Here is a 26,105-nt window from a genome sequence, read left to right as displayed (position 1 = left end):
TTAGATAATTCATTATGCAGATTATTAAGTCTTTAAATTTGTTAATCTACAAATTGACTTAAAGAATTGATTTCTCGTTGATTTTCTTTATATTATCAATGTTAGCTTGACCATTTTCAATAATTTTCTCTCCTTTATCCAAAGCTTCATTGTATTTATCGGCAAGGGTTTCTTTGAGTTGATCAATTTTGCTTTTGATTTCTTCTTTAGTTTCAGAAGTTTTTTTAGCAATTTTTTTTCGAGTGTTAGTTCCTTTGTCTGGAGCAAATAAAATACCTAATGCTGCTCCTACTGCCGCTGCTCCTAAAAATCCGATGATTGTTTTATTCGTTTTCATAATTTAATATTGTTTTTAAATTGTTGTTGTTAATGTTTTTTTTCTTTTTTAAATTCCTCTACCTTTGATTAGTCTTAGTATAATGGCAATTAAAGCAATTACTAAAAGTAAGTGAATTAAAGAGCCAGCACTATAGACAAAAACACCTAATAGCCATGATATAATAAGTACTACTGCGATTAAATACAATAAGTTAGACATGATTTCTATATTTTAATAAGTTACTAATTCAGTTTTAGAGTCATGTACACACTCACATTACTGTTTTTTCCATCAGGAAAAGTATATGTTCCAGTACCTGAATCTCTTTCTTTACCTACCGTTGTTAAACCGTAGTTATAACGCGCTCCAAATCCAATAGTATCAAAGTCAAGTCCAATACCAGCTGATAAACCTGCATCAAATTTGTTGAAATCATCATTGTCGAAATTTTCTTCAAAATTGTAAGCCCCATCACTAGTTTCATTTGTCACTTGGGCATCGATTAAGTAAGCAAAATAAGGACCAGCGTGCACACTTAAATTCTTAGTTAAATTTCCTTTTACTAGCAAAGGTACTTCGATATAATTCAATTTGAATTTGGCTTTACCTGAAGCAATCACATTGTCATAAGTCAATTCTGAACCTTTACGACTAAACAGAACTTCTGGTTGGAAAGCAGCAAAATCTGTAATTGGAATCAAGGTATAAATACCGGCATTAAAACTTGTCAATACATTGTTGTCATCAACATCTTCGGTGTACATGTTGGAAAAGTTTACACCACCTTTGATACCAAATTGTGGTGTACCATTGTTAACTTGTGCCTTCATTTGAGTTGTTCCTAAGCCAATAAATAAAGTTAGGGCTGCTATTGTTCTAATTCGATTTTTCATAAGAATATATATTTATTTGTTTCTACATTACAAAGATGCAACAAGAAGAAGCCTAACCTGTTATAAGATATTTGTGATGTTTTATAGAATTTCCATTTAGATATTCTTATAAATAAAAAAACTCCCCCATAATGAGAAGTTTGATGAAGTTTTACGAGCCTAGATTATTACTGCTTGTTTTTTATATTTATTATATCTAGCTCTTTTTTGGCATCTTGAAGGTTTTTTTCTTTGGATATAATTTCGATAGAATGGACTATTTCAGCGAATTTTGAAGGTAAGATGGGGATAGAAAATAGCATCGCATAATTTTTTGCAAATTCAGCACCAAAATATAAAATTGCAGATGAATAGTAGACCCAAACCATTATTATAACAAAAGATCCTGCGGCTCCATATACATTTTGAATATTAGAATTAGTGATGTAAAAAGAGATTATAAATTTCCCAACCATGAATAATATAGCTGTTGTAAATGAAGCCAGTCTTACATGTCGCCATTTGATTTGAGCGTCAGGTAAAATAGTGAAAATTGATCCAAACAATAGTGAGATGATAATGAAGGTAATCACTGTATTTAAGGCTAATGTGGAATAATAAAACGAACTAGAGAAAAAAGAAAAATAGTGTTCGTTTAAAGCCTCCATGACGGCTGAAACTCCCAAAGAAACCAACAGAATAAATCCAAAACTTACAATTACTCCAAAAGATAACAATCGAGATTTAAGATAAAGCCAAAATCCCGATTTCTTTTTTGGTTTGATTCCCCAAATGGTATTGATAGAATCTTGAATTTCTGCAAAAACAGAGGTCGCCCCAATGAGTAATGTAATAACTCCAATCATTCCAGCTAAATTACTAGACTCAGAAAGAGAAAGTTTTTCAATTATAGATTGAATTTGTTGGGCACTTGAGGGACCTACAAAACTTTTTATTTGGCTAAATATTTTTCCTTCGATAGCTTTTCTTCCCCAAAAAAAGTCGGATAAATATAGAAGTACAAGTAACAATGGTCCTAAAGAAAACATGGTGATATAAGCTAACGAAGCACTCATTTTTAAAACTTTATGTTCTAAAAAAGAACTGAAGGTCTGTTTTAGGACCTTCCAAAGAGATTTAGCGTATGTGTTGGAGGATTTCATGCTGCTAAAGATTAAAGCTAGCTTCTAAATCTTTGCGATTTTTCTCGAGAATTTTTTTTGATTTTTCTGCAAATGATTTTAAGTCAGGATTGAATGTAGTACTTTTTAAGTTATCTAAAATTTCTATTTGTATGTTGATTTCGTTATCCAAAATAGCGACAAGATAGTCAGTAGAATTATGATCTCCTAATGAATCCTTATTTAGGTCTAGATTATAAATAGGCTTAGGGATGACAATCATATTTCTTTTAGTCAATTGTTTTAATTGATAACTATTATTTTGATGGTCTTTTTTTATTTTTAAGAAAAGAGCTAGATTTGGCACCTTTTTATTTTGGCGAAAAATAATAGTACTGATGTCAATGATTTTTTTATTAGATTCATTAATACAAGCGAGGTTATTGAAGTCCATCGCTGAATTGACATCAAATGTAGTCTCGTGAATTATGAATTCACCAAAATCTTTTTTTTGTTTATAACAGGAGTATATCGTACTAAAACATAAAAGTAAGAATAGACTACTGATGACAATTTTATATGGAAACTTTTTTCTCATAGTCCTATTTTAATACAAAATTAGAAAACTAAGATTAAAAAATATTATACGATTCAATATAGGAATTATATAATTCCCATTTATTAATTAGGCAGGAATAAAAAAAGTAAAAGTTGTTCTAATCTCAGGTTGACTAGTAGCAAAAATAAATCCATTGTGATTTTCAATAATTTTTTTGCAAATGGCCAATCCTACCCCTGTTCCTTGGTAATCCGTTTTACCATGCAGACGATTGAAAAGTAAAAAAATCTTTTCAGCGTGTTCTTGCTCAAATCCGATTCCGTTATCTGTAAACTCAAATTTGTAGTATTTTTTGTTTTGCTTTTCGTTCAAAAGAGGCTCTGTTTTAGCCATGACTTCGGTATAAGAAATGGAAACTTCTGGAATGACCTGCTCTTTGGCATATTTCAAAGAATTACTCAATAAGTTGTAAAACAGTTGTTGCATTTGAAATTGAAGTCCGTTGATAACTGGTAAATCGGTATAGTGGATACGGGCTTGTGTGTCTTCAATTTTTTGGGATAATTCGGTTAAGCTATCCTGCAAAACAATATTCAAATCCACCTTTTCTAATTTGTTTTCGGATTTATTTGTTCGTGAATATTGTAGCAAATCATTGATTAGTACTCGCATTCTAACTGATGCCGACTCAATACGAGAGAGATACTCTTTTCCAAAATCGGATAGGTTATTGGTTTCTTTATCGTTGATACGGGAAATGAAAGTTTGAATTTTACGAAGTGGCTCTTGTAAGTCATGACTAGCAACATGGTTGAACTCGTTGAGTTCGTTAATTTTTTGTTCCAGTTCCTTGTTACGAGCTTTAAGCTGTAAACTTTTGTTGTAATCCACGGTAACATCTTGGGTGGTTCCAATCATACATTTGGCACCTAAAAAGTCGATGAATGAAGTGGCATTGGTTCTAAATCTTCTAATTTTACCATCTTTTCTAATGATGCGGTAATTGATAGTAGGGAATTTTTTTTCTTTTTGCGCCTTATCAAGTGCATTGATCACAATATGTTTGTCTTCTGGATGTACAAACTCAACAAATTTTTCTACAGAGGGTTTAAAAGATTGAGGTTCAAAACCCAATAATCGAAATCGGTTATCCGAATAGGTAAATTCTAAGGTATCATAATTAAGAACCCAACTACCATATTTACCTAAAATTTCAGCTTGCTTGCTGGATTCTTCAAAAATTTTAAGGTGATTATTGGCTTTGATTAAATCCTCATAATTGCTTTTTAGTAGTTCGGTTTTGTCATTTTCCACGGTGATGTCCTCAGTCACTCCTAATACCGTTTGGTTCCCTAAACGATCTGTAAAGAGTTTTCCTGTGGCTCTTAGTAGCCTTGGAGTTCCGTCGGCTTTAATGATTCGGAAATAGGTATAAGGAACCTCTTCTTGGTTCACAATTTTTTTATTGGTTTCTTTTACAACTTCGATATCTTCTGGATGAACAAATTTCAAAAATGATTCTTCAGAAGCCTCAATAGACTGCGGTTCGACACCTAATATTCGATATAAATTATCCGAAAAGCTGAGGCTGTTATTATTTAAGTTCCATTCCCAGGTTCCAAATTCAGAGAGAATTTCTGCTTGATAACTTAAAAATTGGGATTTACTTAATTTAATGTTAGCTGCTTGCAATTTTTCGACGTCCTTATTGGTTTGGTAATACGCAAAAACCAATACCATAAGAGTAAGAAACAAAATGCTAAGTGTTAAAATAGGCGTCAGGTAGATTTGACTTTGATAGAGTTTATTTCGTTCTTTCAGAAACAATTCTTCTAACGCTACCATTTCATTCAACTTATTTCTAATTTCGACCAATAAGGTACTACTTTCTCTAAAATTTTTTTTGAAATGATTGTCTTTGGTTAGATCAATACTATTGTTTGCATCGGCATAATTAGAGATGTATTCGTAACGCTTATTGACAATACCATATAAGGATTCCAAATTCTTTTGTTGGATGGGATTGTCTTTCGTCAAATTATTCAATAACAAAAAAGAGTTGTTTACGTTTTTTGTAGCTGTTCTATAGGGTTTAAGATAAAGAGTGTCTTTTGAGATTAAATACCCACGCATACTGTTTTCTGAATCTTTTATGTAGGAAAATAAATGTTCTAACTCCAAATTTACCTCATAGGTATGCATGAGTAATCTGGAGGAATCAGAGATATTATTGATGTGTTTAACGGTAATGACGCCTATAAACAACAATACAATTAAGCTTATCGCAAATATAATCTTGTGGTAAATAGACGATTTATACTTGTTATCCTTCATAAATTATAAGCGAAGTAAAAAGTTTTCTTTATTTAAACTATTAGTATGGTATTGCCAGTTGATAACAACTACATCAGACAATATCTTTTTTAATTCTGAAAAATTACTAGGTTTTTTGATGTAAATATTTGCACCCAAAACAAAGGTGTTTTCGATGTCTTTCTCGGAAGAGGAAGTAGAATAGATAGCGATAGCAATGTCCTTGAAACGTTCCTCTTTTTTTATTTCTTTCAAACAATCAATTCCGTTCATGATAGGCATATTTAAATCAAGAAAAATGATATTTGGTAGAATCGTTTCAGGATGTTTTAGGAAATTTAGTAATTCCTTACCATTATTAACGGTGTTGACCGTGGTATTTATTTTGATTTCATCAAATGCATCGGTGAAAAAGAGCCTATCATCTTCATCGTCATCAGCTAGTGTAATAATTATGCGATCTTGTTGCATGGTTATTTAGTTTAAGTTTTGAGAAGCTATTTCTCTACGTTTTTTTATAATTCTTTGAAATGCTGAAGGGGTAAGTCCAGTGGTGTTTTTAAATTGTGAACTCAAATGGGAAACGCTGGAATAATTGAGTTTGAAAGCAATTTCTGTTAATGTTAATTGATTACTAATGATTAACTGTTTGGTATATTCAATTTTTTGAAGGATGATAAAGTTTTCAATGGAAGTATAGGTTACCTCAGAAAATAAATTAGACAAATAGCCATAACTATGATTGAGTTTGTCTGCCAAATAAACAGAACTTTTCACATTAACACTTGCTTCTTCATTAAAAACCATTTCAATGATGGCGTCTTTAATTTTTTGAATTAATATTGTTTTCTGATTTTCAACTATATTAATTCCGTATTGCTGAAGGGATTGCGTGAAGTTGTCTAGTTTTTCGGTAGGTACTTTTTCTAAAAACTCAACCTCACCAAAGCCTAAGATTCTATATTTAATTTGAGATTCTTCTAATTTTTCTTCAAGAATTTTGCTGCATATACTATTGAAATCAAACTTTATAAATACTTTCATCATGGGTGTTTAAATACTAATTTAACTAAATATAATAGAAGATACAGCTCACGGTATTATTCTTTACTTTAAGTTATCTATAAATTTACAGACGGTTCTTTTTAACTTTAAGTATTAATTGTCCTCCTACTTAACGCCAAAGATACGTTTAAATTGTTTGTCCTATTTTAGTTGTATTTTATTCGTACTTAAAATTAATAGTTTAACAATATAGATATCTTCTAATCAGCGTTTTGATTTTTTTGTTGTCTAATGCGTTTCCAGATCTTGAGTCTGTTTTTTGCTTTGTTGCTGAAATATTTCTCTTTGGCTTCGCCTAATAAAAAACCAAAATTAGTCAAGTTATAGGAGTTGTCAAAGATAACTTTTAAAGATGCCGTAATCGGTAAAGCTAAAATCATTCCGGGTATTCCCCACAACATAGAGAAGAGTACAATGGATAAAATAGAAGCAAAAGCATTTAAAGAAACTTTGTTACCAGTTATTTTTGGGGTTATAAAATTGCCTTCTATAAATTGAATAAATCCAAAAATACCAATTACACCCACTGCATACAAATAGGAATCTTTAGTGGCTAATGCTACTAAAGCTGGTAATAGAGAACCAATAATTATTCCGATATAAGGAACAAGTAATAATAAGGCACATAAAAATCCAAAGAAAAAAGGATAATCAATACCTAAAATTAGTAAACCAATACTATTTAATAAACCTACTATAATCATCACACTGACTAAACCCAGTAAATAATTCTGTTGCACTTTGTAGAGTTCACTTAAAATTTTTCTGGTTTTTGATTTGCTATAGATTCCTGCAGTTGATTTGTATATATAACTAACTAGAAAATTGCGATAGAGTAAAAACAAAAACATGTATAATGGGGACAGAATAAAATCACTTAAGATACCTCCAGATTTGGTTAAAAATTGAATAATACTGCTGGAATTTTGCTTCACAATTTCTTTTACTTCAAGTTTTCCACCTCCTACAATATCTTTGCTGTTTACCCCTAAAATCTCCTCTAATTTTGCAAAAACGGGAGTGGTTTTGCGTTCAATTTGAACATAGTACCTACTACTTTTGCTCATGATTTCCTCAAACTGTATTCCAATTAATACAAAAACTGTGAATATGATTACGGTAAAAATTGTAATGGCTAAGGTGATCGAAATAATCCGATTAAAGCAAAGTCTCGATTCAAAAAATTGCACTATAGGATAAATTAAAACACTTAGTATGATAGCAAATAATAAGGGAATAACAAAGTCTTGTAAAATGAAGGCTATAAATATAATTAAGACAAGGCCTAATAAATCTAATGCAAGATGACTTTTACTCAACATATTTCTTTTTTTTGTTTAATGATAAGATAGCCTAATGGTTTTAATTCTCTAAAATTAAGAATTAAAAACCAATAGGCTTCTAGTTTTTCTCTTTCAAGTCGGTTAAGCTACAAGTCAGCTATGATTTTTTTGATTTCATCTTTCGATTTACCAAGTTTTTGTTCTAGTTTTCCTAGCATTTCATCTTGTTTTCCCTCGGCAAATAATAAATCATCGTCAGTTAAGTCAGCAAATTTTTGCTTTAATTTACCTTTTAGCTCATCCCAATTTCCTTTAAATTCTGTACTATTCATGATAATTGATTTTTATGTTACTATTTATTTTATTATTTTACTTTAAATTTTTCCGCTTTTTTTAAAATCGTTTTTTCTCAAATTCATGCCATAGGTGTAGTTTGTGCTCAATATTACATCATTGCAGTCAAAATGTTTAATGATACCGCTTTCCTGCATGGCAATTACCCAACAACTGTTTTGATGCATTCCATAATCAATTAGGAATAATGCTTGTCCAACACCTAAAGGGGTGTTGACTAGTATGGATGGGTTGAGTTGCAAAATCATAAGATCTCAATTAGGTTAGCTATTGTATCGTCTTAATATCCAGGCTTGAGCCTCATGTTTTTGAATTATTCCAGTTAAAAAGTCGGCAGTTCCAAAATCATCTGTTTCCTCCGTTTCTTTAATGAAATCTCTAATTTGACTAATTAATGTTCTATAATCATCTAGTAACTCTTGCACCATCGCTTCTTTGTCTTGGTCTTTTGTCGCTTCTTTTAAAATTGATAGCTCATTAAACTCTTTCATTGTTCCAATAGCTTTGGCTCCTAATTTTCCAATTCGCTCCGCTACTTCATCAATAATTAATTCTAATTCATTGTATTGATTTTCAAAAAGTTTGTGCATTTCCATAAAACTGTTTCCTGCAACATTCCAATGAAATTTTCTAGTTTTAACATAAAGCACCATTTCAGTAGCTAAAACAATGGTCAAATTTTTAACATTCGTTTTCATTTCTGCTTGAGGCATTCCTAATTTAGTGTCCATATTTTTAATTTTTTGTGTTTTTTTAGTTGTTTTATATGTTCTTTACAAAGATATTATATCAAGTCTGTAAAGCATTTATACAATTTTTTAGGATTATTGTAAAATTCCAAGTTATTTAAATTCTAGTTTGTAAATTTGTCGCCAGAATCTAGATAAGATATGACTACAGAACAACTTTTTGACCAAATCCAACTTAAAAAATCTTTTCTTTGCGTAGGCTTAGACGTTGATTTAAACAAGATACCACAACATTTATTAGCGCTTGAAGATCCTATTTTTGAGTTCAATAAAGCTATCATTGATGCCACTCATGATTTGTGTGTGTCTTACAAACCTAACACGGCTTTTTTTGAAGCTTATGGAATAAAAGGCTGGATTTCTTTGCAAAAAACAATCAATTACATTAATGAAAATTACCCTGATCTTTTCACTATTGCCGATGCAAAACGTGGTGATATTGGAAACACTTCTTCGATGTATGCCAAAGCTTTTTTTGAAGATTTAAATTTTGATAGTGTGACCGTAGCACCTTATATGGGTAAAGACTCAGTAGAGCCCTTTTTAGCTTTTGAGGATAAACACACCATTATGCTTGCATTGACATCGAATGAAGGCGCTTTTGATTTTCAGACTTTGAAAGTGGAAGCCAAAGAATTGTACAAACAAGTATTAGAAACTTCTAAATCTTGGAAAAATAGTCATAACTTAATGTATGTTGTGGGAGCTACAAAAGCTGAATATTTTACTGAAATTCGTAAAATTGTTCCTGACAGCTTCTTGTTAGTTCCAGGTGTTGGCGCTCAAGGTGGAAGCTTGTCTGAAGTATGTAAATACGGTATGAATCAAAAAGTTGGATTGTTAATTAATTCTTCAAGAGGGATTATCTACGCTTCTAATGGAACTGATTTTGCCGAAAAAGCTAGAGCCGAAGCCTTAAAAATACAACAGGAAATGGCAGGCTTGATGATGTAGGAGTTTATAAAAGGTTAATCGGTTAATTGTTTAAAAGTTTAATTTTTTGAATAATCAGTTAACCAGTTAACCCCTTAAACAATTAACCAGTTACCCAACTCCCCCTTTAAATGACATTAGTTGACCAACTTGGTACCGTTCATACTTTTGCGAAAACTCCTAAACGCATAGTCTCTTTGGTGCCTTCTCAAACAGAATTACTGTATGATTTGGGTTTAGAATCTCAAATTGTTGGGGTCACTAAGTTTTGTGTGCATCCATATCATTTAAAAGCTACGAAAACTAAAGTAGGAGGAACCAAGAAAGTACATTTTGAAAAAATTAGACTACTTGAACCTGATATTGTCATTTGTAACAAAGAAGAAAATACCAAAGAAATTGTTGAAAAGCTCAGTGAAATTTGCCCCGTTTGGGTAACTGATATTTCAACTATCAACGATAATTTTCAAATGATATCTGATTTTGGTAAGATGTTCAACCGCCGTGTGGAAGCTCGTAAATGGAGCGACAAAATGGTTTTTTCCTTGGCTAATTTTAGGTTATTTATTCAAGACAAACCCTTCCGTAAGGTGGCGTATTTTATATGGAAAAACCCTTATATGGTTGCGGGTTCCGATAATTATATTGAAGAGTTGCTACAACTCAATCATTTTGAAAATGTGTTTGCATCGATTCCTCGTTATCCCGAAGTCACAATTGACAAATTGATTGAATCAAATCCGGAATTGGTTTTGTTATCATCAGAACCATATCCTTTTAAAAAGGAAGATGGATATGAGTTACAACCGGATTTGTCAACTACCCAAATTATTATGGTTGATGGAGAAATGTTCTCTTGGTATGGTACAAGGTTATTGAAAGCATTAGAATATTTCAAAATGTTACATTCCAATTTAAATTAAATAGGCACTATTTTTTTGAGTGTTTGGAAATCAAAATTATTCCACCTAAAAGGAGTACACCACCTAAAATTGGAGACCAGTTTACAGGGTTCTTTTTTTCCTTGCTGATTTCTATCGGACCTATCTCAACTATCTTTTCGGTAGTTACATAATTAAATCCAGTATAAATCATCATTATTGCTCCAATAATAACTAATATAAATCCAGTCGTTTTCATAGTTTTTACTTTTTTAAATATTATCAAAGATAAGGGATGATACTATTTGCGCTTTACACAATTCAATAAAAACGTTATAAGATTAACCTATTGGGGAAATTATTAAAAGCTTCGTTTGATTAATGATTTTTTCAATGAAAAAGACTTGAAACAAAGAAACGGAACTTATATGGCTATTTTCGCTCAAGGAGTATATTACAGATTAATGCTGAGTTATTCTTTTTATACAAGACTGTTTCAAAGCTAAGTTTTATAAAACTTTTTTGTAATATTACTGTAAATATGATATTGGATGCGGAAAATTAAATTCAAGAAAGTACGAAAAACTCAAGTTAATCCTTTGGAGTATACAGGTAAGTACAAGCAATATGAATCTCAGATGCAGTTGTTTGTTTATGATGAATTGTATGTTAAAGAGGAGGGTAGTTTTACAATCGAAGGTTTAAATAAAATAGATTATTCTAAAAATAATTGGTTGAATCTTCATGGATTGAATAATGTAGAATTGGTTCAGGCTATTGGAAGTTTTTTTAAAATAGATAATTTTATACTTTCCGATGTTTTAAATACTTCACGAAGAACCAAATTAGAGCAATTTGAAAAATACTTATTTTTCAATATCAAGTCTTTATTACACACTGAGGAATCAGATAGCATTCATGTGGAGCAGATTAGTTTTATTTTGAAAGAAGGAGTGTTGATTTCGTTTCAGGAAAAAAGAAGCGATTTTTTTACACATATTCGAGAACGTATAAGGGTGCAAACGGGCAATGTACGTGCTAAAAACACAGATTATTTACTATACCTTCTTTTAGATGCTGTTATGGAAAATTTCTACATCACCATCGAAAATGAGGAAGACAAAGTAGAAGCCTTAATCGTACTTTCTAAAACAAATTCTAATCCTGAAATTTTAGTTAATATTGAAAGACATAGAGATAATTTTAATTTTCTCAAACGCTCAATTATTCCCTTAAGAGATTCCTTATTAGCGATCAAAAGTTTGAAAGTTGATGAATCTTTTTTTATAATTGAACCTGAAACTTATAATTATTTTTCAAGGTTGTATCAAAAAAGTTTGGAATTATTAGAGCAAATAGAATCGGATATGGGGACCTTAGAAAGTGCGTCTAATTTCTTTTTTTCATCACAAGCTCATAAGATGAATGAAATCATGAAAACCTTAACGGTAATCTCCGCAATTTTTATACCATTGACTTTTATTGTTGGAGTGTACGGAATGAATTTTGAAAACATGCCTGAGTTGAAGTATTCTAATGGGTATTACATCATTATAGGGGTAATGTTTTTGATTGGAATCTTAATGATTTTTTACTTTAAAAAAAGAAAATGGTTTTAGAATAATCAATATTTCAATTGATAATAATATTATAGCTAGCATAAATGAATAAAGCAATTTACATCGCCACAAGCGAAAAAAACAGTGGAAAATCTATTATTACTTTGGGTTTGATGAGTATGCTAATTGGAAAAACAGCTAAAGTGGGCTATTTTAGACCTATTATAGAGGATTTTAAAGATGGCAAATTAGACAATCATATTGAGACTGTAATTTCTCATTTTAACCTTGATATTGCTTTTGAGGACGCTTATGCCATTACTAAAAGTAAATTAATTAAGAAAAAAAATAGTGGCAAAATAGGAGAGGTTTTGGATTTGATTATTGAAAAATTCAAACGACTCGAAGAGCAATATGATTTTGTATTAGTGGAGGGTACTAGTTTCAGTGGAGAAGGAACGGCAATTGAATTGGATATGAATGTTTTAATTGCTAAAAATCTCGGTATTCCTGCTATTATTGTGAGTTCAGGCGTTGGGAAAACGCTAGATGAATTTGTAGATAGTTTGTATTTAGCTTACGATTCTTTTAAAGTGAAAGAAGTCGATGTCTTGGCAGTAGTAGCAAATAAGGTTCAGGTAGAGAATTTAGACTTAGCCATTAATGGTCTGAAAGCAAGTTTGCCTTCATCGGTGTTGGTGAATTCCATTCCGCTTATATCTAGCTTAAAAAACCCAACGGTTAAGGAAATAATAGAAACCTTAGATGCTCAAGTATTGTTTGGTAATGAATATTTGAATAATGAAGTAGGGAGTTATAGTGTAGGTGCGATGCAGTTGAGAAATTATTTATTGCACTTAAAAGAGAAAGGATTAGTAATTACACCTGGAGACAGGGCTGATATTATTTTAGGAGCTTTACAAGCAAATGAATCTGCGAATTACCCTTCTATTTCAGGTATAATTTTAACGGGGAATATTTTACCTGAAGAAAGTATTTTGAAATTAATTGAAGGATTGACGAGCGTTGTACCAATTATTAGTGTTAATGAAGGTACTTATATGATTACTAATAAAATAGGTGGTATAAATTCTAAAATTTATGCCGATAATGCGCAAAAAATAGAAACATCAATTAGTACGTTTGAAAAATACTTTGATGTGGAACTGTTAGCAGCTAAACTGAGTGCATTTGAGGCTGAAGGAATGACTCCAAAGATGTTTCAGTATAACTTAGTAAAAAGGGCAAAAACGCATCGTAAACATATAGTTTTACCTGAAGGAACTGATGAGCGTATCATTATTGCTGCCTCACGATTATTAGCAATTGATGTTGTGGATATCACCATTATAGGGAATAAACGTCAAATTGAAAATAAAGTAAATGAACTAGGAATAGTCTTTGATTTTGAAAAAATTAAAATTATAAACCCAATTGAGTCTCCTAATTATGAGGATTATGCCAATACCTATTATGAATTGCGTAAAGCAAAAAATGTAAGTTTACGCATGGCGATGGATTTGATGGAAGATGTATCGTATTTTGGAACCATGATGGTCTACAAAGGGCATGCCGATGGAATGGTGTCAGGTGCAGCACATACCACTCAACATACTATTTTACCAGCTTTGCAGTTTATTAAAACCAAACCAGAGTCTTCGGTAGTTTCCTCTGTGTTTTTTATGTGTTTAGAAGATCGAGTTTCGGTTTTTGGAGATTGCGCTATTAATCCTAACCCTACCGCAGAACAATTGGCTGAAATTGCCATTTCTTCAGCAGATACAAGTTTGGCTTTTGGAATCGAACCCAAAGTAGCTATGTTGTCTTATTCTTCAGGTTCTTCTGGAAAAGGAAACGAAGTGGACAAAGTACGTCAAGCTACCGAAATTGTTCGTGCCAAGCGTCCCGATTTGAAAATTGAAGGACCTATTCAGTATGATGCGGCTGTAGACAAAAGTGTGGGACTAAGTAAAATGCCAAATTCCGAAGTAGCAGGGCAAGCGAGTGTGCTTATTTTTCCAGATTTGAATACAGGTAATAATACGTACAAAGCCGTTCAAAGAGAAACAGGAGCCTTGGCAATTGGTCCAATGTTACAAGGATTGAATAAGCCTGTTAATGATTTGAGTCGTGGTTGCACGGTAGATGATATTATTAATACTGTTGTGATTACGGCTATTCAGGCACAAGGGCTTTAGGAGGGTTTAAGAGTTTAAAATTTTAGGAGTTTAATGGTTTAAAGATTTTGGAATTGTCATCATATTTAGTTTAAATATAAAACTTAGATTCTTAGAAACTTATAAGCTCAGAATCTCAAAAAAATAATTCAATGAAAATAGTTATTATCAATTCAGGAAGTTCGTCTATCAAATATCAATTAATGAATATGCCTGAAAAAACAGTCATTTGTTCCGGAATGATTGATAGAATCGGTTTAGAAACTTCCAATTTTGTTTATAAAACAGATTCGAATACAATTGAAGAAATTGTGCCAATTGCCAACCATAAAATAGGTTTAGAGAAAATTGCACAATTGTTATTGGATGATAAAGTAGGTGTTATTAAGTCCAAGGATGAAATTAATGCTGTAGGACATCGTGTGGTTCATGGAGGAGCTATTTTTTCAGAAACGGTAGAAGTAACAGAAGAAGTAAAGAAAGAAATTGATGAGCTGTCTCAACTAGCACCTTTACATAATCCTGCTCATTTAGAAGGAATAATTGTTGCGGAGGAAATTTTTGTAACAGCGAAACAAGTGGTGGTTTTTGATACCGCTTTTCACCAAACAATTCCCGCTGTAGCACATAGATATGCTATTCCAAATCAATTATTATTAGAAAATAAAATTAGGATCTATGGGTTTCATGGCACCAGTCATAAATATGTGTCTGAGAGGGCTATCGAATATTTAGATAATCATTCTAAGTTAATTTGTATTCACTTAGGAAACGGCTGTAGCATGACTGCCATCAAGGACGGAAAAAGTATTGACCATAGTATGGGATTTTCACCTTCCAATGGTTTGATTATGGGAACCCGCTGTGGGGATATTGATCAGTCTGTTATTTTTTATCTCGTGAAAACACTTGGTTATACTATGGACGAAGTGAGTTCGTTATTGCTGAAAAAAAGTGGTATGTTGGGTTTAACAGGCTATAGCGATTTGCGGGATATTGAAGAACGCGCTGGAAACGGAAATCGAGAATGTCAGTTGGCATTAGATATGAATGTGTATCGAATTCAAAAGTATATAGGAGCGTATACAGCGGTCATGAATGGATTGGATGCCATTATTTTTACCGCTGGAATAGGGGAGAATTCTTCTTATATACGAAAATCGGTTTGTGCAAATATGGATTTTTTCGGATTGGAGCTTGATGAAGCTAAAAATGATTTACGATCTAAAGAAATTAGGGAGATAAACAAAGCTACTTCAAAAACTAAAATTTTAGTAATTCCAACTAACGAAGAATTGGAAATAGCCAATCAAGTATATCAGTTGTTAATGGTATGATACTTATAATGTATTCTGAGTTTTAGGTCTGTTTCTACTATAGGTTAAGGTCAATTTGGATAAAAAAAACACTCTAAAAACGAATCTTTAGAGTGTTTTAAATGTTTATAAAATAAGTTTTATAGGTATTCTCCGTGTTGAGAGATATCTAATCCTAATTCTTCTTTTTCTTCAGTAACACGCAATGGAGTGATTTTGTTTACAATATAAAACAAGGTATATGAAGCCACAAACGCAAAAAGTGAAACCATGATTAAAGCAACAGTTTGGTGAAAGAAAAGGGTAGTTTCTCCAAAGATCAAACCTTGGTTTTCCACTGCTGGGTTTACCGCTGATGAAGCAAAAACTCCAGTTAACAACATTCCTGTCATACCACCTACTCCGTGGCAAGCAAATACATCAAGGGCATCGTCAATTTTTCCTTTTGGAAATAAACTTACCATATAGTTACTCACTAAACTACTGAAAACTCCAATGAAAATAGCGTGTGGGATACTTACAAATCCTGCGGCTGGTGTAATTGCTACTAATCCAACAACAGTTCCGATACAAGCTCCCATAGCAGATAGTTTGTGTCCTAATATTTTATCGATAAATACCCAAGCCATTCCTGCAGCAGCAGCGGCAACGGTAGTAGTTCCTAGAGCTTGAGTTGCTAAGCCATTTGCTCCCATAGCTGAACCAGCATTGAAACCAAACCATCCAAACCATAGCAAACCAGTTCCTAATAATACGTAAGTAATACGGGCAGGGTTTACTTTTTGTACTTTTCTTTTCCCAAGGAACATCGCTCCAGCTAAAGCAGCCCATCCAGCACTCATGTGTACTACAGTTCCACCTGCAAAATCCAAAACTCCCATTTGAAAGAACAATCCATCAGGATGCCAAGTCATATGACACAATGGAGTATAGATTAAAAGGATGAATAGTACCATGAACAACATATAAGCCCAAAAACGAATCCTTTCTGCAAAAGCACCTGTGATTAAGGCTGGTGTGATGATGGCAAATTTAGCTTGAAACAAAGCAAAAAGCATGAATGGAATAGTAGGGGCAAGACTCCAAGCAGTATTGGTACCTACGCCTTCAAACATAAAGTATTCTAATGGATTTCCAATCACTCCTCCGATACTAGTACCAAAAGACATACTGAAACCAATTACAATCCAAAGTACACTTACGATAATCATGGCCATAAAACTTTGTAACATGGTGCTGATTACATTTTTTTTACCAACCATACCACCGTAAAAGAATCCTAATCCAGGAGTCATTATAAGTACTAAGGCGGTAGCTACAATCATCCAAGCGGTGTCACCAGTGTCAAAAGCCACAGCTTCAGCAGGTACGGGATGAGGTGTTAAAAGGAAATTAGAAAAGAAGGTGAAAACCAAAAGTGCGATTAATATCACGCTAAGAATAATTTTTCTCATATTAATTGTTAGGTTTAATTGTATGGTATTTTTTTTGCAAATGTATAAAAATATAACAGAACCCATCTAAATGAATAGGGGTGTTTGTTTTATTTTTACGTTTTAAGCAGTTTTACCCCCTTGTTTTTGACTTTATTGTTTGTAAAAGTTCAATTTGTGTAAAAAACTTTAGAAACTTTTTTAAATATGACTGATTTTTAAAATTCCGATTCTTTAAATTTTCATATTGATAAATTGGATATTGAATTCTAAAAATATAAAAATAATGATTTCTAGTAGGTGTTTTTACTAATGCAGAATAATTAATGGTTAAGTTGTTGGTATTTTGTTTTTCGATCAAATGGATAAACATTGGTTCAATTAAAATAACGATTTATAAAATGGTTGAAAAATAAATGTTACTTCAAGAGCTAGCTATTCAATAGTTTTATCGATATAATCAGAATTTAATAAGTACAAAGCGCCCATGTATTGAAGCTTAAAGCTAACAAGGTCTCCAATTTTGTATTTCTTATCTGAATTGGTAATGTCTATGACAAGCATGTCTGAGCTGGCATCTACGATCGTGATTTTTTCGTCTTCAGATTGTAGGTATTGCGGTTGCATATCTAGTAGCCCTATATCTAGAATAGCTCGTAGGGAGGTGGTGCTAAAATCCACATCATCAGCTACGGTAAATGCGTTCCCTGCCACATTTTCTCCCAGTTCTCCTGTAGGAGTGTCTGGTTTTTCGGTGATTTCGATAATTTCGGCAAAAAGTTTGAATACGTCATTGTGCATGCCAATCATGGTTTCACCCGTAAAGAGGTCTTTTCCAAAAAACAAAGCTTCTCCAATTCTAAAATGATTCACAGCCATCGGACGTGCATTTTTCAAAATCAAAGGCACCGCTACTGAAGTTCCTCCAGAAACCCATGGAATGCTGATGTTGAATTTGGCCTCAATCAATTGTTTGTATAAACTCAGTTGAATTAGTTTGTCTTGGGTAGGCATTACACCGCTTAGGCAATTGAGATTGGTACCAATTCCTCTAATTTCGATATTGGGTAATTTTAAAATTTCACCATAAAAAGCAATGAGTTCTTCACCCATAACACCTTCGCGCAAATCACCCATTTCAATCATGATGATGATTTTGTGAATTTTGTTCTGTTTTTGTGCTTCTTCAGAAAGCAGTTGAATGGTGTACTTTTCGGTATTGAAACTCACATCGGCATACCGTACAATGCGCTCAATACTTCTTTTAGCGGGTGGTTTGATGTATACGGTCTGGATGTCAGGGTTGATTTTTTTTATTTTTTTAAGGTTGCTTACACGGGAATCATGAATTTCAGTCACGCCTAATGCAATTATTTCTTTGAGATAAATCGTATTACCACACAAAAGTTTAGATACAATTCCCCAATCAATATTTCGGGATTTGAAAATTGTGTTTAGATACGTAAAGTTCTCTTGTAGCTTGTTTCTATATAATTTTATAAAAGCCATTATTCGATTATTTTTCTAGGTATTGTTTTGGAGATTCGGGTTAATAATTCGTAATTGAGTTGGTTGCTAAGGTCACTAAATGAGGCAACAGATACTGAGACTTGGTTTTGTCTTCCAATTAGGATGACTTCATCTTCTTTTTTAACATTGCCAATATCAGTGATATCTATAGTCATCATATTCATGTTGATAGAGCCAACGACTACGCAGCGGTGTCCGTTGATTAAAACACGTCCTTGGTTGCTCAAGGAGCGACTGTATCCGTGAGCGTAACCAATTGGAATCACGGCGATGGTCATTTTTCTTTCGGCCAAAAAACTATTGCCGTATCCGATGAATTCCCCTGAATTAACCGTTTTAATGTTCATGATTTTACTTTTCCAAGTGATTACTCTTTGCAAAGGGTCTATTTTACTTTTTTTAGCATTAAGGTAATTGACAAAGACTTCAGGACTCGGCCAAAGTCCATATTGCATGATTCCGATGCGAACGAGATCCATTCGGGTTTGTGGAAACATAATCGAGGCAGCAGAACAGGCTGAGTGTTTTATTTCTGGTTTTAATCCATGGTTGCAGAAGTTTTGATAAGCTTCTTCAAATTTCTTGATTTGGTTGTCAATTCGGTAATAGTTAGCGATGCTTTCGGCTCCAGCATAATGGGTGCAAAGTCCTTTGAATACTATATTATTGCTTTCTTTTTTTAATATTGAAATAATACTATTTAGGTCTTTTTTGTCAAAACCTGTTCGGTTCATTCCTGTTTCTATTTCGATATGAACTTTTGCTTTTTTCTGTAAAATTTTAGCAGTTTTGACGGCTTTATTTAGGCGGGTTTTTTCAAAAACAAAAAATTCCACACCTTTGTCAACCACCCATTTCATATCTTCATCGGATACCAATCCCATCACCATTATAGTGACTTTATCTTGTAAATTAGCATAGACTGCTTTGGCTTCTTCTACATCAAAAACAGAAAAATGATTGACATCCATATCGTGAGCCATAGAGGTGAATTCGGCAATTCCATGACCATAAGCATTCCCTTTGACTACCGAGGAAAGAATAACTTTCTTTCCAAAGGTTTTTCGCAAAAATGCAATGTTTTTTTCTAAAGCAGTTCGGCTTAGTTCTATGATGGAATTAGTGTGCATTGGTGATTTGTTTGGCTATTTGATAAAAAATGGCGACTCCTGTTTCTATAATATCATCAGGGAAGTCGTAATCAGGATTGTGAAGCGCAGGGGTTTCTAGACCAGCGCCCAAACCGAACATAGCGCCTGAGTATTGCTGGGTGAAAATCCCGAAGTCTTCTCCCCAAGTGAATGGCGATTCTTTTTCTACTTTTTCAAATCCGTTAATTTGTGCCGATTGACGTACATAATCTACAGCTGTAGGATTGTTTTCGTTAGCATGAAAACTTTGCGTCCAGCGGATTTTAATTTCCAGTTGGTGTTTCCGAGCAATAGTTTTTGCAATATGCTCTAGACTAGTTTCAATTTTCTTCATCTGATCGTTGCTGTCAGAGCGCACGGTAAAATGTGTTTCGCCACTTCCTGCCGAAACGCCATAAGCTTTCTTTCCCATTTTGGTATAAATGGGAGTAATTAAACAGAAATTATCTTTGGTGATATCGGATTGAATTTGAGCTAGATAACGCATGGTGATTTCAGCTAAAGTTAAAGCCGGATTAATTCCTTTTTCAGGTTCACCTGCATGTGAGGTTTTTCCGTTTAATTTAATAATGATGCTGTTCACGGCACAGGTAAACGTATGATTTTTAACTACAATTTGGTTTTTGGGATAACTTGGTAAATTGTGTAAAGCAAAGATGTAGTCGGGATTTAGTGCTTTGAAACGGGCATCATTGGCAATACTAACTGCGCCACGACCATCTTCTTCGGCGGGCTGAAATAGTAAGACTACTTTTCCTGATTTGGGTCTGTTGGCATGTAATTGTGTAGCCAGTCCGCATAAAATTGCCATGTGTCCGTCGTGTCCACATTTATGGGAAGTGCCTTCGTAAATAGATTTATGCTCGAAAGTATTGATTTCTTCAATTGGCAATCCGTCTAACTCAGCTCTAAAGACTACTGTTTTTCCTTTTTCTAGACCGTTGTAAATGGCGAGGATACCTGTTTCTCCAACTTTGGTAATCAGTTCATCAGGTGGATGATTTTCGAGGAAAGAGCAAATTCTTTTAACTGTATTGAATTCGTTTAAAGCTACTTCTGGATGTTTATGTAAATCTTTACGTAAAGTAATTAGTTCGTTTGTATTTAGATTTAGATTCTCCATATTTTGTTTATTGATCTCAAATTATAGTTAAAACTATGTACTTTAGTGTATTTTGTTTTAGCTTCTAAAATTTTTTTGCTACAGATTATTTGGATTAGAATGATTTAATCTGTGAACCCGAGCGATAGCGAACAGGCGAAGCAGATCAATTTAATCAGTGGCTAATTTTTTTTTAATTCATCCTTGCAGACTTTATATCTGTCAACAAAATCTATGAACTTTAAGTCCATATTTTGTTTATTTGATTAAACGCATTTCAAGATATTTGTTAGTAAATCCTAGTTTTTCATATAATATTCTTGCAGGATTGTCGGGCTCAACGTGTAGTGCAATATCGCCATCAGTGATTTCAATCGCTTTTTGCATTAGCTTTTTCCCGTATCCTTTACCACGCTGACTGTTGTCTACAGCAATATATACCAAGATGTTTTCAGGAATGAATCCTTTCATTCCTGTGTTGTTCAAAATAGTAATCCCTACAACTTTACCTTCGTCAATTCCTACAACAATGTTTCCACCTTTGTTTGGATTCATTACAAAGTCAATGCATTTTAAGATGTCTTCGACTTTATCTCCGTATTGTTCTAAGTGGGTAAAAAGAAATTGTGCGAGTAATTCATTAGTATGTACTGCATCTTCTCCTGTGGTTGTATTAATTATTTTGAATTCCATTCTGTTTTTCTTTTTTATTAGTATGATAAATTGATAAGGCTATAAAAACTAGTGCTGATAGACTAATACCATAAGTATTTGCATCTAAGTTTGGAGGTAGTTGTAGTCCTAAAGGTAATTGATTTTTGGTTAGTATCAGAACAATTGTGGTCGTTCCTCCTAATAACATGCTCCAAAAAGCAGCAATAGGGTGGCTTTTTTTCCAAAATAAAGCGCCTAAAACGGGAACAAACAAGCCTGAAACCATAAAGGCGTAGGAGTAAAGCATGAGTTCTAATACGTTTTGCATTTGCGAAGCCAATAAAATAGCAAAGAATCCCACCGCTAAGGTCACAATTTGTGATAATTGGAGTTCTTTTTTATGGGTTAATTCCTTTTTCGAAAACTTGGCAATAATATCTGTGACAATATTTCCAGAGGCCGCCATCAGGCAACTGTCTGCAGTAGAAAGAATAGCCGAAAAATAGGAGGAAAGCATCAGTCCCATTAATCCTACAGGTAAAATGGTCGCTAGTAAAATAGGCAATCCCATTTCGCTATCCATAGCTGTCGCATCCGTAATTCCTATAAATAATCCTTGATTGGCGGCTACTTTTGCCAATAGTCCTAAGCTAACTCCCATAAAGGCCATGATAGGCCATTCAAAAGCTCCTGCAATCAACCATGCTTTTTTGGCTTCTTTTTCGCCTTTACTGGCATAAATACGTTGGTACAAGGTCATTCCTACAAACCAAATGGGGATGATGGTGATGGACCAATTGAAGAGCTGGTAACCTGTTATATTTGTGAGTGAGAGATACTCGGGAGCTAAGGAGTTTTTAATCGCTTCATAACCTCCTACGGCATGATAGGCCATTGGAATCCCGAGGAAAACAAGTCCACAAATCAGTATGGCCCACTGGATGGTATCGGTATAAATCACAGCTTTAAGACCTCCAATAGCAGTATAGATAACCGCTATCAAACCCATGATAATCAGTGCAGTTTGTAAGTTCAAACCTTCGATGGTGGCTGAGGCTAATTTGGCTCCTGCTAATACTTGCGAACTAGTAAAACCAATGTAACCAATGGCGGAAATAATTCCAGCTAATAAAGCGACTCTGGCCGAATAAAAGTGATTGAAAATCTGTGGGAAAGTGAAAAATTTATGTTTGTGACCCAGTTCACTGACTTTCGGAATCAAAAAAACGGCACTTAACCAAGCACCTAGCAACCCTGTAAAAAGCATCCATGAGCCTGAGAGTCCCATTGTAAAACCGAGGCCTCCCAGTCCAATGGAAAATCCTCCACCTACATCTGTAGCGACTACGGACAGTCCAATGTGCCAACTACTCATATTGCGACCACTGACGTAAAAATCCTCTGCGGTTTTGTTTTTTTTGAAAAAATAATAGCCAACTCCAAGCATGGCTAGCATGTAAACGATAAAGATTAGATAATCTATTACGTGCATTGTTTAGTATTTCAGATTATTGATACGCCTGATTATGGAATTTTTCCAAAGGCAAAGAATGCAGTAAACTGCACCTATTGATGGTGTTTCAGTTTGATTTCGATCCATTGAAATCCTAGAATGACTGGCGTGAAATATTGAATAAAAATCACTTTTAGTCCTGAAAACCGAATAATTATAGTGCAAAGGTAAGGATTTATATCTAAAAAGCTAGTAAAAGTGGAAATGGTGCTATTGCATTGTTAGCTATAGAGATGTTTTTTTGTTAAGAGAAACTGAAGGTTTTAACGGTTCTTGACTTTGCTCGAACTGATAGCTGTATTTTAGATTTAATGATAATGTTTTGTCAGATGGAGTGCTGTCACGATGTTTATTTAGAAAAGCTTTATATTAAAAAATCACAATTTTTTGTTATTAAATATGATTTTCTTTTTTTGCTTGATCAAAAAAGAAACAAAAAAATACTCAGGATAATATTATAATTATGGATTTAGTGAATCTTCGATTTCAAGTCTCACGCTTCCTCGTTGGTCAAATGAGTTTTCGAAGTCTAAAACAAAAAAAACTCTCTGTCGCGGCGAATCAAACAGCTTTTCTTTTTTACACATTCTTCAAATATTTGACGCTCGACTGCGGAAACTAAGTACATAAGTGACTCGTAGATAACTGAAAATAATAGTTTTTATGAAGGAACCTTTTGCGAACCTAGCGCTTTTGCCTTTGCGCCTCTGCGGTTAAAACACAGTCTATTATTTATTTTTGAGCCAATGTTGTTTTTATAAGATAATTCTATATTTTTATGATTGCAAAATCTTAATAAAATTCCTGCTATGTTAGTAAAAGTTTTTGGAAGTGCCGTTTTTGGAGTGGAGGCGACCACTATTACTGTAGAAGTAAATATTGATAAAGGTGTTGGCTATCATTTGGTAGGTTTACCTGATAATGCTATCAAGGAAAGCAGTTACCGAATTGCAGCCGCACTCAAAAACAATGGTTATTATCTCCCAGGGAAGAAAATCATCATCAATATGGCTCCTGCTGATTTACGCAAAGAAGGTTCGGCATACGATTTGACCTTGACTATCGGGATTTTGGCCGCTTCTGGACAAATCAAGTCGGAAGCTGTGGCTCAATATATTATTATGGGAGAAATGTCGCTCGATGGGAGTTTGCAACCCATCAAAGGTGCTTTGCCGATTGCCATCAAGGCGAAAGAAGAAGGTTTTAAAGGTTTTTTTCTTCCAAAACAAAATGTCAAAGAAGCGGCCATTGTTGCCGGAATTGATGTCTACGGAGTAGAGAATGTACTTGAAGTGATTGATTTTTTTGCAGGAAAAGGCACTTTAGAGCCTACCAAAATAGATACCAGAGCCGAATTCTATAAAGATTTGGATTTTCCCGAATTTGATTTTTCGGATGTGAAAGGACAGGAGTCGATTAAGCGCTGTATGGAAATTGCAGCGGCTGGTGGTCATAATATTATTCTCATTGGGCCACCCGGAGCGGGAAAAACCATGTTAGCCAAACGTTTGCCGAGTATTTTACCGCCAATGACCTTACGCGAAGCCTTAGAAACGACAAAAATCCATAGTGTGGCGGGTAAGTTGAAAGAAGTTGGGTTAATGAACCAACGACCGTTTAGGAGTCCGCATCATACGATTTCGAATGTGGCGCTAGTAGGTGGTGGAAGTTATCCACAGCCAGGGGAGATATCGATGGCACATAATGGGGTTTTGTTTTTGGATGAATTGCCCGAATTTAAACGGGATGTTCTCGAAGTGATGCGCCAACCGTTAGAAGACCGTGAAGTGACGATTTCGAGAGCCAAATTTACCGTGACTTATCCTTCTTCGTTTATGTTGGTGGCGAGTATGAATCCAAGTCCGAGTGGTTTTTTTAACGATCCCGATGCGCCACAAACGTCTTCGCCACACGAAATGCAACGCTATTTGAGCAAAATATCAGGGCCTTTATTGGACCGAATCGACATTCATATTGAAGTGACTCCAGTCCCTTTTGAGAAATTATCAGATGATCGCAAAGCCGAAGCCAGTGTGGATATTCGTAAAAGAGTTACTGCAGCTCGCGAGTTTCAATCCCTTCGTTTTCAGGAGATGGAGCATATTCATTATAATGCGCAAATGAACACCAAACACATCAGGGAATTTTGTGCCCTTGATGAGGAGTCCAAACAATTGTTAAAAACCGCCATGGAGCGACTCAACCTTTCGGCACGTGCTTACGACCGAATCTTGAAAGTTTCGAGAACTATAGCCGACTTGGAAGCTTCGCCTAATGTTGGCCCTTCACATATTGCCGAGGCGATTCAGTATCGCAGTTTGGATCGTGATGGGTGGTTGGGGTAGGTTGATTGCTCACTGTTGCGAAATGGGACACAGATGTAACGGATTCGTTAAAGCGAAAACACGGATAGGTTGTTTCACCAAGACGCACAAAGGAAGACACAAAGATTCACGAAGTTTTTAAGTCTCTGTAACCCCAATCTTGTCTTTGCGAAGAATGAGGACTTGAGCACAAGTGGTAGGTAGGTTGTTTCACTAAGACGCACAAAGAAAGACACAAAGATTCACTAAGTTTTAAGTCACAGTAACCCCAATCTTGTCTTTGCGACGTAGGAGCAATCTCCATAAGTAGCTCGACAAAGTATTTCCTATAATTCTGGTGCTCGATTGCATCGAGTACCTACTTACTTTTGCCTGCCATTCAAAGCGTTTTTAACGCGGGTAGTTTATTCAAAACATGATGTTTTTTATTTGTTAGAAAACCGAAAAAAAAAACAGGAACAATTCTTAAGTCATTTCTGTTTTAGTTTTCCGCGTTGCAAACGCTACGATTTTGCTTTTAATTTAAGTAGGTACTCGATGCAATCGAGCACCAGATGAGTTTTAAATGGATTTTGTATGCTGAATTTTAAGGAGGTAAAGTTTTATCAACTACATTCTTTATCATTATGACATACAGTAACCCCAATCTTGTCTTTGCGACCTAGGAGCAATCTCCACAAGAAACTCGACAAAGTATTTCCTATAATTCTGGTGCTCGATTGCATCGAGTACCTACTTACTTTTGCCTGCCATTCAAAGCGTTTTTAACGCGGGTAGTTTATTTGTTAGAAAACCGAAAAAAAAACAGGAACAACTCTTAAGTCATTTCTGTGTTAGTCTTCCGCGTTGCAAACGCTACGATTTTGCTTTTAATTTAAGTAGGTACTCGATGCAATC

Annotated in this window: 25 protein-coding genes; 6 read left to right on the top strand and 19 right to left on the bottom strand. The window is 34.1% G+C overall.

What is annotated here, in order from left to right; translation table 11 throughout:
- Window positions 1–58: 58 nt before the first annotated feature.
- From ACNH59_RS14205 to ACNH59_RS14150, 12 genes are all read right to left on the bottom strand, one after another.
- On the bottom strand, window positions 59–337 hold the full coding sequence (locus ACNH59_RS14205) for a YtxH domain-containing protein (RefSeq protein ID WP_418263185.1): 279 nt from the start codon (window positions 335–337) through the stop codon (window positions 59–61).
- A 48-nt stretch (window positions 338–385) separates the two neighbouring features.
- The gene (locus ACNH59_RS14200; RefSeq protein ID WP_418263184.1) at window positions 386–538 is read right to left on the bottom strand and encodes a lmo0937 family membrane protein; all 153 of its coding nucleotides are present in this window, start codon (window positions 536–538) and stop codon (window positions 386–388) included.
- Window positions 539–561: 23 nt separating this feature from the next.
- Window positions 562–1,212, bottom strand: coding sequence for a porin family protein (locus ACNH59_RS14195; protein WP_418263183.1), 651 nt, complete (start codon window positions 1,210–1,212; stop codon window positions 562–564).
- A 167-nt stretch (window positions 1,213–1,379) separates the two neighbouring features.
- Window positions 1,380–2,354 carry a YihY/virulence factor BrkB family protein gene (locus ACNH59_RS14190; RefSeq protein ID WP_418263182.1) on the bottom strand — a complete coding sequence of 325 codons (975 nt, stop codon included), beginning with the start codon at window positions 2,352–2,354 and terminating at the stop codon, window positions 1,380–1,382.
- Between the two features lie 4 nt (window positions 2,355–2,358).
- Window positions 2,359–2,910, bottom strand: a complete 552-nt coding sequence (locus tag ACNH59_RS14185) for a hypothetical protein (protein ID WP_418263181.1) — start codon at window positions 2,908–2,910, stop codon at window positions 2,359–2,361.
- 87 nt (window positions 2,911–2,997) lie between these two features.
- Window positions 2,998–5,205 carry a PAS domain-containing protein gene (locus ACNH59_RS14180; protein WP_418263180.1) on the bottom strand — a complete coding sequence of 736 codons (2,208 nt, stop codon included), beginning with the start codon at window positions 5,203–5,205 and terminating at the stop codon, window positions 2,998–3,000.
- A gap of 3 nt (window positions 5,206–5,208) precedes the next feature.
- Window positions 5,209–5,655, bottom strand: coding sequence for a response regulator (locus ACNH59_RS14175; protein WP_418263179.1), 447 nt, complete (start codon window positions 5,653–5,655; stop codon window positions 5,209–5,211).
- A gap of 6 nt (window positions 5,656–5,661) precedes the next feature.
- Window positions 5,662–6,228, bottom strand: a complete 567-nt coding sequence (locus tag ACNH59_RS14170; protein ID WP_418263178.1) for a helix-turn-helix domain-containing protein — start codon at window positions 6,226–6,228, stop codon at window positions 5,662–5,664.
- A 221-nt stretch (window positions 6,229–6,449) separates the two neighbouring features.
- Window positions 6,450–7,571 (bottom strand): AI-2E family transporter, encoded by a 1,122-nt coding sequence (locus tag ACNH59_RS14165; RefSeq protein WP_418263177.1) that lies wholly within the window; start codon window positions 7,569–7,571, stop codon window positions 6,450–6,452.
- Window positions 7,572–7,678: 107 nt separating this feature from the next.
- Window positions 7,679–7,864: a CsbD family protein gene (locus tag ACNH59_RS14160; RefSeq protein ID WP_418263176.1), complete on the bottom strand. Its 186-nt coding sequence runs from the start codon at window positions 7,862–7,864 to the stop codon at window positions 7,679–7,681.
- A gap of 42 nt (window positions 7,865–7,906) precedes the next feature.
- The gene (locus tag ACNH59_RS14155; protein ID WP_418263175.1) at window positions 7,907–8,134 is read right to left on the bottom strand and encodes a hypothetical protein; all 228 of its coding nucleotides are present in this window, start codon (window positions 8,132–8,134) and stop codon (window positions 7,907–7,909) included.
- 15 nt (window positions 8,135–8,149) lie between these two features.
- Window positions 8,150–8,617: a Dps family protein gene (locus ACNH59_RS14150; protein ID WP_418263174.1), complete on the bottom strand. Its 468-nt coding sequence runs from the start codon at window positions 8,615–8,617 to the stop codon at window positions 8,150–8,152.
- Between the two features lie 159 nt (window positions 8,618–8,776).
- Between ACNH59_RS14150 and pyrF the strand changes: the two genes are divergently transcribed.
- Both pyrF and ACNH59_RS14140 read left to right on the top strand, forming a co-directional pair.
- Window positions 8,777–9,589: an orotidine-5'-phosphate decarboxylase gene (gene pyrF / locus ACNH59_RS14145; RefSeq protein WP_418263173.1), complete on the top strand. Its 813-nt coding sequence runs from the start codon at window positions 8,777–8,779 to the stop codon at window positions 9,587–9,589.
- A gap of 110 nt (window positions 9,590–9,699) precedes the next feature.
- Window positions 9,700–10,491, top strand: coding sequence for an ABC transporter substrate-binding protein (locus ACNH59_RS14140; protein ID WP_418263172.1), 792 nt, complete (start codon window positions 9,700–9,702; stop codon window positions 10,489–10,491).
- A 7-nt stretch (window positions 10,492–10,498) separates the two neighbouring features.
- On the opposite strand, the gene ACNH59_RS14135 is transcribed toward ACNH59_RS14140, so the two are convergent.
- On the bottom strand, window positions 10,499–10,708 hold the full coding sequence (locus tag ACNH59_RS14135; protein WP_418263171.1) for a hypothetical protein: 210 nt from the start codon (window positions 10,706–10,708) through the stop codon (window positions 10,499–10,501).
- 292 nt (window positions 10,709–11,000) lie between these two features.
- Here ACNH59_RS14135 and corA point away from each other — a divergent pair, with 292 nt between their 5' ends.
- From corA to ACNH59_RS14120, 3 genes are all read left to right on the top strand, one after another.
- Window positions 11,001–12,068 carry a magnesium/cobalt transporter CorA gene (gene corA, locus ACNH59_RS14130; protein WP_418263170.1) on the top strand — a complete coding sequence of 356 codons (1,068 nt, stop codon included), beginning with the start codon at window positions 11,001–11,003 and terminating at the stop codon, window positions 12,066–12,068.
- Between the two features lie 44 nt (window positions 12,069–12,112).
- Window positions 12,113–14,206: a phosphate acetyltransferase gene (gene pta, locus ACNH59_RS14125; protein WP_418263169.1), complete on the top strand. Its 2,094-nt coding sequence runs from the start codon at window positions 12,113–12,115 to the stop codon at window positions 14,204–14,206.
- Between the two features lie 131 nt (window positions 14,207–14,337).
- Window positions 14,338–15,522, top strand: coding sequence for an acetate/propionate family kinase (locus ACNH59_RS14120; protein WP_418263168.1), 1,185 nt, complete (start codon window positions 14,338–14,340; stop codon window positions 15,520–15,522).
- 119 nt (window positions 15,523–15,641) lie between these two features.
- Here the strand turns inward: ACNH59_RS14120 and ACNH59_RS14115 are convergent, their stop codons facing one another.
- The 6 genes from ACNH59_RS14115 to ACNH59_RS14090 form a co-directional block, all read right to left on the bottom strand.
- A complete protein-coding gene (locus tag ACNH59_RS14115; protein WP_418263167.1) occupies window positions 15,642–16,955 on the bottom strand; it encodes an ammonium transporter in 1,314 nt (437 codons plus the stop codon).
- Between the two features lie 414 nt (window positions 16,956–17,369).
- On the bottom strand, window positions 17,370–18,443 hold the full coding sequence (locus tag ACNH59_RS14110) for an alanine/ornithine racemase family PLP-dependent enzyme (protein ID WP_418263166.1): 1,074 nt from the start codon (window positions 18,441–18,443) through the stop codon (window positions 17,370–17,372).
- A complete protein-coding gene (gene alr, locus ACNH59_RS14105) occupies window positions 18,443–19,594 on the bottom strand; it encodes an alanine racemase (RefSeq protein ID WP_418263165.1) in 1,152 nt (383 codons plus the stop codon). The genes ACNH59_RS14110 and alr overlap by 1 nt, the downstream gene beginning before the upstream one ends.
- Window positions 19,584–20,738, bottom strand: coding sequence for an amidohydrolase (locus tag ACNH59_RS14100; RefSeq protein ID WP_418263164.1), 1,155 nt, complete (start codon window positions 20,736–20,738; stop codon window positions 19,584–19,586). The genes alr and ACNH59_RS14100 overlap by 11 nt, the downstream gene beginning before the upstream one ends.
- A 237-nt stretch (window positions 20,739–20,975) precedes the next feature.
- Window positions 20,976–21,410, bottom strand: a complete 435-nt coding sequence (locus tag ACNH59_RS14095; protein ID WP_418263163.1) for a GNAT family N-acetyltransferase — start codon at window positions 21,408–21,410, stop codon at window positions 20,976–20,978.
- On the bottom strand, window positions 21,391–22,863 hold the full coding sequence (locus ACNH59_RS14090) for a sodium:solute symporter family protein (protein ID WP_418263162.1): 1,473 nt from the start codon (window positions 22,861–22,863) through the stop codon (window positions 21,391–21,393). Before ACNH59_RS14090 ends, ACNH59_RS14095 begins: the two co-directional genes overlap by 20 nt.
- A gap of 830 nt (window positions 22,864–23,693) precedes the next feature.
- On the opposite strand from ACNH59_RS14090, the gene ACNH59_RS14085 reads away from it, so the two are divergent.
- Complete coding sequence (locus ACNH59_RS14085) at window positions 23,694–25,229, top strand: YifB family Mg chelatase-like AAA ATPase (protein ID WP_418263161.1); 1,536 nt, start codon at window positions 23,694–23,696, stop codon at window positions 25,227–25,229.
- Window positions 25,230–26,105 lie beyond the last annotated feature (876 nt).

The organism is Flavobacterium faecale, assembly GCF_048320115.1.
Taxonomy (GTDB): Bacteria; Bacteroidota; Bacteroidia; order Flavobacteriales; family Flavobacteriaceae; genus Flavobacterium; species Flavobacterium faecale_A.
This window is presented reverse-complemented; position numbering and strand designations above follow the sequence as displayed.

What these genes read in the sequence shown, in the direction of transcription:
- ACNH59_RS14205 (WP_418263185.1), bottom strand. Translation starts at nt 337, where the DNA reads ATGAAAACGAATAAAACAATCATCGGATTTTTAGGAGCAGCGGCAGTA.
- ACNH59_RS14200 (WP_418263184.1), bottom strand. Translation starts at nt 538, where the DNA reads ATGTCTAACTTATTGTATTTAATCGCAGTAGTACTTATTATATCATGG.
- ACNH59_RS14195 (WP_418263183.1), bottom strand. Translation starts at nt 1,212, where the DNA reads ATGAAAAATCGAATTAGAACAATAGCAGCCCTAACTTTATTTATTGGC.
- ACNH59_RS14190 (WP_418263182.1), bottom strand. Translation starts at nt 2,354, where the DNA reads ATGAAATCCTCCAACACATACGCTAAATCTCTTTGGAAGGTCCTAAAA.
- ACNH59_RS14185 (WP_418263181.1), bottom strand. Translation starts at nt 2,910, where the DNA reads ATGAGAAAAAAGTTTCCATATAAAATTGTCATCAGTAGTCTATTCTTA.
- ACNH59_RS14180 (WP_418263180.1), bottom strand. Translation starts at nt 5,205, where the DNA reads ATGAAGGATAACAAGTATAAATCGTCTATTTACCACAAGATTATATTT.
- ACNH59_RS14175 (WP_418263179.1), bottom strand. Translation starts at nt 5,655, where the DNA reads ATGCAACAAGATCGCATAATTATTACACTAGCTGATGACGATGAAGAT.
- ACNH59_RS14170 (WP_418263178.1), bottom strand. Translation starts at nt 6,228, where the DNA reads ATGAAAGTATTTATAAAGTTTGATTTCAATAGTATATGCAGCAAAATT.
- ACNH59_RS14165 (WP_418263177.1), bottom strand. Translation starts at nt 7,571, where the DNA reads ATGTTGAGTAAAAGTCATCTTGCATTAGATTTATTAGGCCTTGTCTTA.
- ACNH59_RS14160 (WP_418263176.1), bottom strand. Translation starts at nt 7,864, where the DNA reads ATGAATAGTACAGAATTTAAAGGAAATTGGGATGAGCTAAAAGGTAAA.
- ACNH59_RS14155 (WP_418263175.1), bottom strand. Translation starts at nt 8,134, where the DNA reads ATGATTTTGCAACTCAACCCATCCATACTAGTCAACACCCCTTTAGGT.
- ACNH59_RS14150 (WP_418263174.1), bottom strand. Translation starts at nt 8,617, where the DNA reads ATGGACACTAAATTAGGAATGCCTCAAGCAGAAATGAAAACGAATGTT.
- pyrF (WP_418263173.1), top strand. Translation starts at nt 8,777, where the DNA reads ATGACTACAGAACAACTTTTTGACCAAATCCAACTTAAAAAATCTTTT.
- ACNH59_RS14140 (WP_418263172.1), top strand. Translation starts at nt 9,700, where the DNA reads ATGACATTAGTTGACCAACTTGGTACCGTTCATACTTTTGCGAAAACT.
- ACNH59_RS14135 (WP_418263171.1), bottom strand. Translation starts at nt 10,708, where the DNA reads ATGAAAACGACTGGATTTATATTAGTTATTATTGGAGCAATAATGATG.
- corA (WP_418263170.1), top strand. Translation starts at nt 11,001, where the DNA reads ATGCGGAAAATTAAATTCAAGAAAGTACGAAAAACTCAAGTTAATCCT.
- pta (WP_418263169.1), top strand. Translation starts at nt 12,113, where the DNA reads ATGAATAAAGCAATTTACATCGCCACAAGCGAAAAAAACAGTGGAAAA.
- ACNH59_RS14120 (WP_418263168.1), top strand. Translation starts at nt 14,338, where the DNA reads ATGAAAATAGTTATTATCAATTCAGGAAGTTCGTCTATCAAATATCAA.
- ACNH59_RS14115 (WP_418263167.1), bottom strand. Translation starts at nt 16,955, where the DNA reads ATGAGAAAAATTATTCTTAGCGTGATATTAATCGCACTTTTGGTTTTC.
- ACNH59_RS14110 (WP_418263166.1), bottom strand. Translation starts at nt 18,443, where the DNA reads ATGGCTTTTATAAAATTATATAGAAACAAGCTACAAGAGAACTTTACG.
- alr (WP_418263165.1), bottom strand. Translation starts at nt 19,594, where the DNA reads ATGCACACTAATTCCATCATAGAACTAAGCCGAACTGCTTTAGAAAAA.
- ACNH59_RS14100 (WP_418263164.1), bottom strand. Translation starts at nt 20,738, where the DNA reads ATGGAGAATCTAAATCTAAATACAAACGAACTAATTACTTTACGTAAA.
- ACNH59_RS14095 (WP_418263163.1), bottom strand. Translation starts at nt 21,410, where the DNA reads ATGGAATTCAAAATAATTAATACAACCACAGGAGAAGATGCAGTACAT.
- ACNH59_RS14090 (WP_418263162.1), bottom strand. Translation starts at nt 22,863, where the DNA reads ATGCACGTAATAGATTATCTAATCTTTATCGTTTACATGCTAGCCATG.
- ACNH59_RS14085 (WP_418263161.1), top strand. Translation starts at nt 23,694, where the DNA reads ATGTTAGTAAAAGTTTTTGGAAGTGCCGTTTTTGGAGTGGAGGCGACC.